General features: G+C 60.2%; 4 protein-coding genes and 2 pseudogenes. 1 reads left to right on the top strand and 5 read right to left on the bottom strand.

Annotated features, from left to right (window positions below):
• Nucleotides 1-150: 150 nt before the first annotated feature.
• A pseudogene (locus GIY56_RS12695) lies at nt 151-705 on the bottom strand (integrase core domain-containing protein); the annotation flags it as partial.
• On the opposite strand from GIY56_RS12695, the pseudogene GIY56_RS12700 reads away from it, so the two are divergent.
• Nucleotides 690-2,365 (top strand): annotated as a pseudogene (locus tag GIY56_RS12700) (UvrD-helicase domain-containing protein); the annotation flags it as partial. The pseudogenes GIY56_RS12695 and GIY56_RS12700 overlap by 16 nt on opposite strands.
• 600 nt (nt 2,366-2,965) lie before the next feature.
• On the opposite strand, the gene GIY56_RS12705 reads toward GIY56_RS12700, so the two are convergent.
• From GIY56_RS12705 to GIY56_RS12720, 4 genes are all read right to left on the bottom strand, one after another.
• Nucleotides 2,966-3,463, bottom strand: coding sequence for a hypothetical protein (locus GIY56_RS12705; RefSeq protein WP_154765208.1), 498 nt, complete (start codon nt 3,461-3,463; stop codon nt 2,966-2,968).
• Between the two features lie 911 nt (nt 3,464-4,374).
• Nucleotides 4,375-5,208, bottom strand: a complete 834-nt coding sequence (locus GIY56_RS12710) for a hypothetical protein (protein WP_154765209.1) — start codon at nt 5,206-5,208, stop codon at nt 4,375-4,377.
• 102 nt (nt 5,209-5,310) lie between these two features.
• Nucleotides 5,311-6,531 carry a hypothetical protein gene (locus GIY56_RS12715; RefSeq protein ID WP_154765210.1) on the bottom strand — a complete coding sequence of 407 codons (1,221 nt, stop codon included), beginning with the start codon at nt 6,529-6,531 and terminating at the stop codon, nt 5,311-5,313.
• Nucleotides 6,532-7,356: 825 nt separating this feature from the next.
• Nucleotides 7,357-7,770, bottom strand: a complete 414-nt coding sequence (locus tag GIY56_RS12720; protein ID WP_154765211.1) for a metallophosphoesterase family protein — start codon at nt 7,768-7,770, stop codon at nt 7,357-7,359.
• Nucleotides 7,771-7,859: the final 89 nt, after the last annotated feature.

A 7,859-nucleotide genomic window follows, 5' to 3' on the forward strand; every position in this document is an offset into this window, starting at 1 on the left:
ATCTGACCAGGAAGGGGCGTCACAACACAGCCTTAGGGTCCAAGGGCAGTGACCTGCCCCCCGGTCGTCCCTCGTTCATAACGAGAGTCCTTGGGGTTGTGCGCTGCTCCCCAACCTTGGACCGCCGGATGCTGGAGTTTTCCGGCTCGGTCATGGCGACGGGCTGGCTGCGTCGCCGGGATAATGCAGCGTGAACGGGACCTTGTACCCGATCGCACTATGGGGCCGGTCTTCGTTGTAGTGCCTACGCCAATCCTCCAGCTTTTCTCGAGCATCTGCAAGGCTCATGAACCAGTGCGCGTTCAGGCACTCTGAGCGGAGCTTGCTGTTGAACGCCTCAATGAAGCCGTTGTCCGTGGGCTTGCCGGGTCGTGAGAAGTCGAGGGTGACGTCATTGGCATAGGCCCACAGATCGAGATCGCGGGAGATGAATTCGCTGCCGTTGTCCACCCTGATTGTCTTTGGGTAGCCGAACTGCGCACAGACCTGTTCCAGTGTCCGAACCACATCTTCCCCGCGATACGTCAGGCGGGGATCGGCGGCCGGGCAAAAGCGGGAATGGATATCGACAATGGTCAGGATGCGAAGCTTCGTGCCCAGGGCAAGTTGGTCATGCACAAAGTCCATGGCCCAGATGTCGTTAGGGCCAACTGCCTCCTGACGGTCATCACGCAGCTTCGCCTTCACCCGCCGCTGAGGTTCGCGCGCGCCTGCGCCACCTGATCGGTGACGATGCGAGCCTGGTGACGATCTCGACCTGCCATGCGTTGGCCATGCGGCTGGTGGGTGCCAGCTTTGCTGGGACCTCGGCGGAGGTCCATGACTTCGACGGCATTGTGAGAGAGGCCGTCCGACAGTTGAACGGGGAGGGCCTGAGCAAGGCCGAGGCGGAGGCGCAGCGCGAGACGCTGATCCAGGGCTATCGCTGGATCCTGGTGGACGAATACCAGGACATCGGCCCGGAGGAATACGCCCTCATCGCCGCGGTGGCGGGCCGGTCGATGGAGGATCCCGACCTGCGGCTCAGCCTGTTTGCGGTCGGCGACGACGACCAGAACATCTATGCTTTCGCGGGCGCCTCCATCCGCTTCATCCGGCAGTTCGAGGCGGATTACCGGGCGGGGCCAGAGTTCCTGATCGAGAACTACCGCTCCACCCGCCACATCATCGAGGCCGCGAATGCCGTCATCGCCCCGGCCAGGGACCGGATGAAGGCCGATCACGCCATCATCGTGGATCGCAAGCGCCGGAAGGACCCGCCCGGTGGTGAGATGGCAGCACTTGATCCCGTCGCGCAAGGCCGTGTCCAGGTGCTGGATTGTTCAGGCGGCGATGTGGTGCAGGCCATCGCGGCGGTGGATGAACTCGTGCGCCTGTCGCGTCTGGACCCGGACTGGAGCTGGTCGCGGGCGGCGATCATCTCGCGCGACTGGCGACGTCTCGCCCCGGTGCGAGCCTATGCCGAAGCTCTGGGACTGCCGGTGGAGATAGCCAACGAAAGCCCGCCCAGCGTCTGGCGCCTGCGCGAGACGCAACGCTTTATCGAGACCTTGCGGCGCGATCCCGCGCGCCTTCTCGGTACTCGCGATCTGGTCGAGGCCGTGAACCTACTGCCATCCAATCGCTGGACCGACCTGATCGCCGAAGGGATCGCCGCACTGGCGCGCGAACTCGCCGACAAGACCATGCCCGTGCCCGACCTTGTCGAGTGGTTTGCCGAATGGGCACGTGACACCCGCAGCGAGCAGCGGGGCCTGCTGCTGCTGACGGCGCACCGCTCGAAGGGGTTGCAGTTCGACGACGTCGTCATCCTGAACGGGGGCTGGGATGCTCCCTCCCGAGGCGAGGATGCCGATGCGCCAAGGCGTCTGCTCTACGTCGCCATGACACGGGCGCGGCGCAGCCTCTGCATCATGGCGAGCGGCATGCATCCTTTCCTGGCGCAGGGCGGAGAGCCTGTGCTCCGGCGGGAGGCTCCGCCCCAGGCGGGAGACGTGATGCTGGCCACGGTGCAGTATCAGATGCCCAACCTTAAAGCGGTGGACTTGTCCTGGGCAGGGCGGCTACCTGCGGATCATCACTCGCTGCGGGCGATCGCGGAAGCCCAGGTTGGCGATCCCGTGCGCCTGGCGAACGAGGCGGGAGCCTGGCTGATCCAAGATGCCCGTGGACGTGCCCTTGGCCGCATGGCGCGGACATGGTCGCCGCCGCGGGTGTGAAGTTCCTCAAGGGAGAGATCGGCGCCGTGGTGCGGTGGCGCAAGGCTGACAGCAGGGAGGAATTCCGCGCGCGCATACATCGGGATGTCTGGGAAGCGGTGCTGCCGGAACTCGTGTATGGTCCGCCGCCGCAGCCGAAGCAATAAGGGCGTGGACACTACCGTGGTCGGCGTGGTGGCGCGATCGGGATGGCAGCGTCCAGATCGTCCCTGTCATTGGGAGATCATGTGAACAAGAACGTGCGACGTGCAGGCTTTAGTCGATGGCGAGGATCTCGGGAGCTTCAGCGTTGGACTCCTGCGATAACGTCGTTCTCCCGCAACGTCATTGGGCTGTTGGACCATTAGACCAACTGGATGGCCAGGTTGAAATGGACGGTGCCGACACCGCAAACTTTCCTTGAAATGCTTGAAATTCGGTCGAACGGAAGTCCACTGGTGGCACCAAGGGGACTTCTCCGCACGGATGAAACCGCCGCGAGATGCCGGTGACAGGAAGATGCATCAACAGCACATATGGGTGTCGGCCGCCTCATCCTGACGTTTCGGAAACCTGGGGGCGCCGCTTACCCTTGGCTTTATCAGAAAAGATCAGCAGTGATCACAGATGACGAAGTCCGAACAAGCGGCAAGCTGGAGACCTCGGCGATGGTAAGATGCCAGTCTGGCTGTAAAGGAGCGGTCCGCAAGCCGAGGTGTGTCAGAAGCCTGATGCGCCGCTCCATTGCGGGAGTAGCGGACCCGGGTTCAGGCAACAGCAACTGACCGAGCCAGCCGGGCTTTGATCCCCTTGTTCAAGAGTTTTTCGACGTCAGCAACGATCTCGTTCCTGATCAGTCGGTCGAGGGCGAGGCATACCCGCCGCACATTTGACACATCGTCGGCCTGGTGGATCTCTGCACAGTGCCCTGCGGTCCGCGCAGCCAGCAGCTGTGGGTAGGGCCAGCGGCGCGTGGGCACAGAGGACTTGGTCGCCGTGGTATACTCGCTTGCGTAAAATTTCTTGTCGACGAACCTGCCCGGAGGATTGGTCCGGCGTGACTTGCGGTCACTGAATGCGATGCCTGCCTGGATTTCTGCGTCCGTGTAGTGCGCATCGCGCGCCAGGGCTTTCAAAGCGAGCTTTGTGACTTCGACTTTCTGGCGGCGCTCGTCAGCTTCTGTGCGGGTCCGGTTCGCCTTTGAGCTGGCGATCGGCGTGGGCGACGCGACAGCAGCTTCCACGTCTCCGATCTGGTGGGTCATAGTTTCCTCGTCTGGTATTCAATCAACTCGCGGCCAAGGTATTTATCGCCGCTATAGTTCTACATTATCAAATCAGAGACCTATCTCGCAACAGCGACAAGCGATAGAGATCTGTGGATTGCGTAAATAAAATCCTTGGAGTTTTCACAACTTCATGGTTTCCGCAGTCGCCTGTATCGATCGATCATATGGTTAATATTTTCCATAGTTGATAGGAAAGCATCGTTTAAAGCGGTGAAAAGATTATCAGCCGGAAATTTTATGAGGCGTTCATCCCCAGGATTGATGGTCCGTTCTCTTTTCGGCAATGAAAGCAAATGTTATAAGCCAAGTCCGTCCCGGTATTCCGTGACAGTCCGGTGCGCCGCAATCTTGCGGATCGATAGGTTTTCCGCAGATGCATGCGCCAAATGATGTTCAAAGGTCCCATGTGGATCACTCCGTTGCCCTGTCGCTCACCGCTGGGGAAGGTTCACATGGCTTAATTCCCAGTGGAAATTACCCGCCTATCCGGCGCACTTCTGGGTGGAAATCAACAACCCTTGTCACCTTCTCCCGACCGGTCCTTGCGGTTCATGACGCGCCAAACACGGCTAGCCTCCTCGCAAAATATATCTCTGCAGGTATTCTTGAAAGCCGGGCGGTGAAAGGTCAGACGCTCCAGGTCGCCCGTAAGCGTCTTCGCCAAGCTTCACCGAACAAGCGCATTTCCGTGAGGCCGAACCCACGTCCCTCTCACCCGGAGCTTTGGAAGTGGTGATCGCCACCGAGACCCAGGCCGTTGTCTCTGATAGCCAAGCACGACCTTGGACTCTGGCATCAGGTGGATGAGGATAGAGGAGGTCTCAGCACGTTAGTCCTGTTTCTCGTCTGAAACGTGTCCTAGCTGCTGAGGCTAGTGGCGCCCCACATCAGTTCATGGCAACGGGCAGTAGAAATTGCGAAAAGGCCTGCGCGACATGGTTCCAGACTTGAGCCCCTGTCATTCCTTGACCAGCTTTGTTAATCTTCTCGATTGCATGAGCGCTCAGCAGCACATGGACCGGCACATAGCGCATGTCCAACTCGCCTGTTCGAACCTGACGGCCAGGGAAATCCTGGTTGAACTCCTTGAGCGTCGGAACGAGTCGATGGTGAAGTTGCTGGTCGACCCGTCCGTCCGCTCGCGCGTATTCCCTCCGGAGTTCAACACTGACAATGTCATTGATCCCAGGCTTGATCGGTGGTGCATTATCCGTTGCAATGATGGGCGGTAAAAATTCGTTCATTGCATCGCCGTCAGGATTCTGAAGACGGATTGTCGGATCGACAATGACGAAAGGCGGGACGACAACCCAAGCATGACCGGGCTCCCGATCTGGAAAGTCCGCAGTGTCGCAGATGCATTGATCCCGCCGCAGGCTTTTGCTCGCAACTTCCATAATCGTGGAGCCAGCAAGGCCATAGCTCCAGATCCCCATTCGATCAAGGATCCCCTGCATCATCAACGAGGCATGAAAACAACTGTGCCGCATGGCATTCTGCTCGAACAAATCGGCTATGTAGCGGGCCAGGCGCGGGACGACGGTCCGAACCCGCTCATCATATTCAGCTGTTCGCGGACGCGACTGCACCCAATGCGCATAAAGCTTTGCGACCTCGTGGTCACCATATTCGTCTGCCAGCAGGGCGAGATGTGTGGTAAAGCCAAGCTTGGAGGTATCTACCCCAAGATCACGCAGTCTGCCGTCCAGGATCTCATGCATCGTGTCCTTGGTCGCCGCCCGCCGCTTAGCCTCACCCATCCTTTTATCTCCTTTGCTTTATCCAAGGCCAACTAAACAACCGGGAAGAGCGTCAACACGCATTCAAGCAACCTCTACGCAGAGGGCGCTGGTGACGGAAGCTAACGGCGAGTGCATTTCAATCGCCTCACCTGACGGTTTAATTCGCACTTCATGTGCCTTCTTAAGCTTCGGCACTTGTTCCGGGACCAAAGTCCCGCCGTGTGGCATCCTGCTCACACCGCGGGAAGGGGGATCAGCGTTCTGCCGCCCGGCTGTCCAGATTGCCGTAGAAGCCGGTTCCATAGAGGACGCATCAATACCGTTGTCGACCTTTCTGGGCTGACCCGTGAAGGTGATGCCCCGCACGGCCTCCGTCTCGCCTGCAGCCCGGCACGGAGCCTCTGGCCGGTTGGCAGGCTCATCCATCCCAGCCTCGTGCCGGATCCGTTCCCCGGCGGCGTAGAGCGCCACGATCTCGCGGTGGGCGAGCAAAGGCTGCACGGCCCGTGCGGCAGCGGCCGCCAGGGGCAGCCTGTCCAGCCGGTCACGCAGTTCCTCGGGGCTGCAGCCCTTGGCACGGATGAAGTGATTCGAACTGGTGGAGTAGCCCCGGGGCGTCACTCCGGCAGCAAGGGCGGCTGCATCGGGGCAGGGGAGGATAACGCCCGCGCGGTTGCCCACCCGGCGGATGACCAGGTCAGCTTGCGCCAGGTCGGCCACGAACGCGAAATCAGGATGGGCATCTGGCGTGCGGGTGATGAGGCGTGCTTCAGGCCGCCGCTCCCAAATCTGGAAGACGCAGTTGACCCGGTGCAGTCCGTCTGCGGTGTGGAAGGGTTCGTTAGGGAGATCAATCTGGCGGCGCAGATGAAACCGCGGATCGATGCCGCGCTGCATGGAGGCCTTGGAGAAGGAGGCGGGCAGGATGAAGGCGATGACATCGGCAAACAAAGCCGCGCGTTGGATGAAGCGTTTCGCGAGATGGCCGCCGCGCCCGAAGGGGGGATTGCCCAGCACGATGATGCGGCCATCATGACGAGGCGCCGGGAGGGTGAAAAAGTCCCGTTCCTCGATGCCAGGCGCATCAGGAGCGAGATCGACCGCGATCAGCCGTTCCTGGGGCAGAAGGCGGGAGAATGCTCCCGCGCCGGCAGCGGGCTCGATGAAAAGATCGTCTGTCCGAAAGCGCACTTCGCGCCAGGCCGTGCCGATGCACCGACGTGCAGTGGCGTCCGTCGTATAGAACTTGTCCAAGGCCAAACGCATTGAGGTTTCTTCGTTTTTCACATTGAAATTGCGCATCTTCATCCTGGTTTTTTCACATCACGCGGTCTCCGTGCTGTTGGGATTGAAGATAAATCTCGGCTGTGAAAATCGCCAGTTCTGCGGCTCGTCATCGAACGCCAAACCTGTGGACAACGGGACGAAGAGAGAACATCGGAACCGCAACCTCAGTGGTGATCCATCGGCGGGGACATCCTACCGCACCGCCAGGCCTCGGTGCAGGAGGGCAGAGAGGACGCCTGACTGCCGATCTTAGGAGGCCCTGCCTGTTACGCTGTTACGCCCTGTTTCAGGCTCTGTAACAGGTAAGCCATTGAAAATTAATGTTGTTACAGCGTTACGCCAAAAAAGGGGCCTGAGTGTCTTCCTGTGCGGGCGTGCGTGCGGGGGCGCGCGTGCGCATACGGGCATTAGTATATATATCTTCCAGAACATGTAACAATGAAACACTTGCCCTATTCTTCAATGAAATCAATTGGTTAACCTGTTACGCTCTCCGTTACGGTTTGTAACGGGTGTAACATATTGATTTTAAACGAAATATCTGTTACATCAGCCTGAGAAGCCGCGTTCTGAGGCTGTTGGACCGGCTTTCTCGGCCTCTTTGGAGGGTTATCCAGAGGATTTTTTGCCTCCCGGCGGTCGTCCGGCTCTCCCCAGGGCGCCGGACTGGGCAGGTCAGCCGCCCAAGCTTGATCCGGTGCGGTCAGGATCCTCTTCCCTCTGAGACCGTCCTGGCCACCAGGGATCGAATGGCATCCGTCTGAGAGCCAGCCGAAACGACAAGGAACGGCCGAAGCTTGCAACGCCACGGTCTTCGTTATGGCCATGGTCGGCATGACATCAACCTCCTGTTCGAATTCCGCGGTCATCGATCAGCCCCCGAAGCAGACGTTCGGCCTCCTGGCCCGGTTCGACTTCGTCGGGATAGCCGAGCGAGGTGTTGGTTACCGGCACGCCGTGGACCGTGGCGTCCAGAAGCCGGTGAGTATGGCCAAACAACCAGCCATCGGGGCGGTGCTTGCCGATCCAAGTGTCGAGATCGGATGCAAAAGCGGCGGAGAGCCCGTTGATCGTCCCGGCCACGGCAGGGCTCGGGGCGTGGTGGGTGACGACGATGCGCTGTCCCGCCCAGGGCTCGGCCATGGCGCGGGTGAGCCAGTCGAGGTGATCGCGATGCGCGGCCACCGTGTCCTCGGGGCGGATCGGACCCTGCGCGAGGTTGGCGCTTTTGCGGATGCGGATGTAGTCGGGCATCACCATCCTGGCCCTGTGCAGAGTAATGAGCGAAAGTTGGTGATGCCCTGAGGGGCGGCATATCATGGCGGTGTTCACGCGCCGTCAAT

This window comes from Paracoccus lichenicola (genome assembly GCF_009708075.1).
In the GTDB taxonomy this organism is placed as follows: domain Bacteria; phylum Pseudomonadota; class Alphaproteobacteria; order Rhodobacterales; family Rhodobacteraceae; genus Paracoccus; species Paracoccus lichenicola.

Bases quoted from the DNA above. Each gene is read 5' to 3' on its own strand.
- GIY56_RS12705 (WP_154765208.1), bottom strand. From the start codon at position 3,463: ATGACCCACCAGATCGGAGACGTGGAAGCTGCTGTCGCGTCGCCCACG.
- GIY56_RS12710 (WP_154765209.1), bottom strand. From the start codon at position 5,208: ATGCATGAGATCCTGGACGGCAGACTGCGTGATCTTGGGGTAGATACC.
- GIY56_RS12715 (WP_154765210.1), bottom strand. From the start codon at position 6,531: ATGCGCAATTTCAATGTGAAAAACGAAGAAACCTCAATGCGTTTGGCC.
- GIY56_RS12720 (WP_154765211.1), bottom strand. From the start codon at position 7,770: ATGCCCGACTACATCCGCATCCGCAAAAGCGCCAACCTCGCGCAGGGT.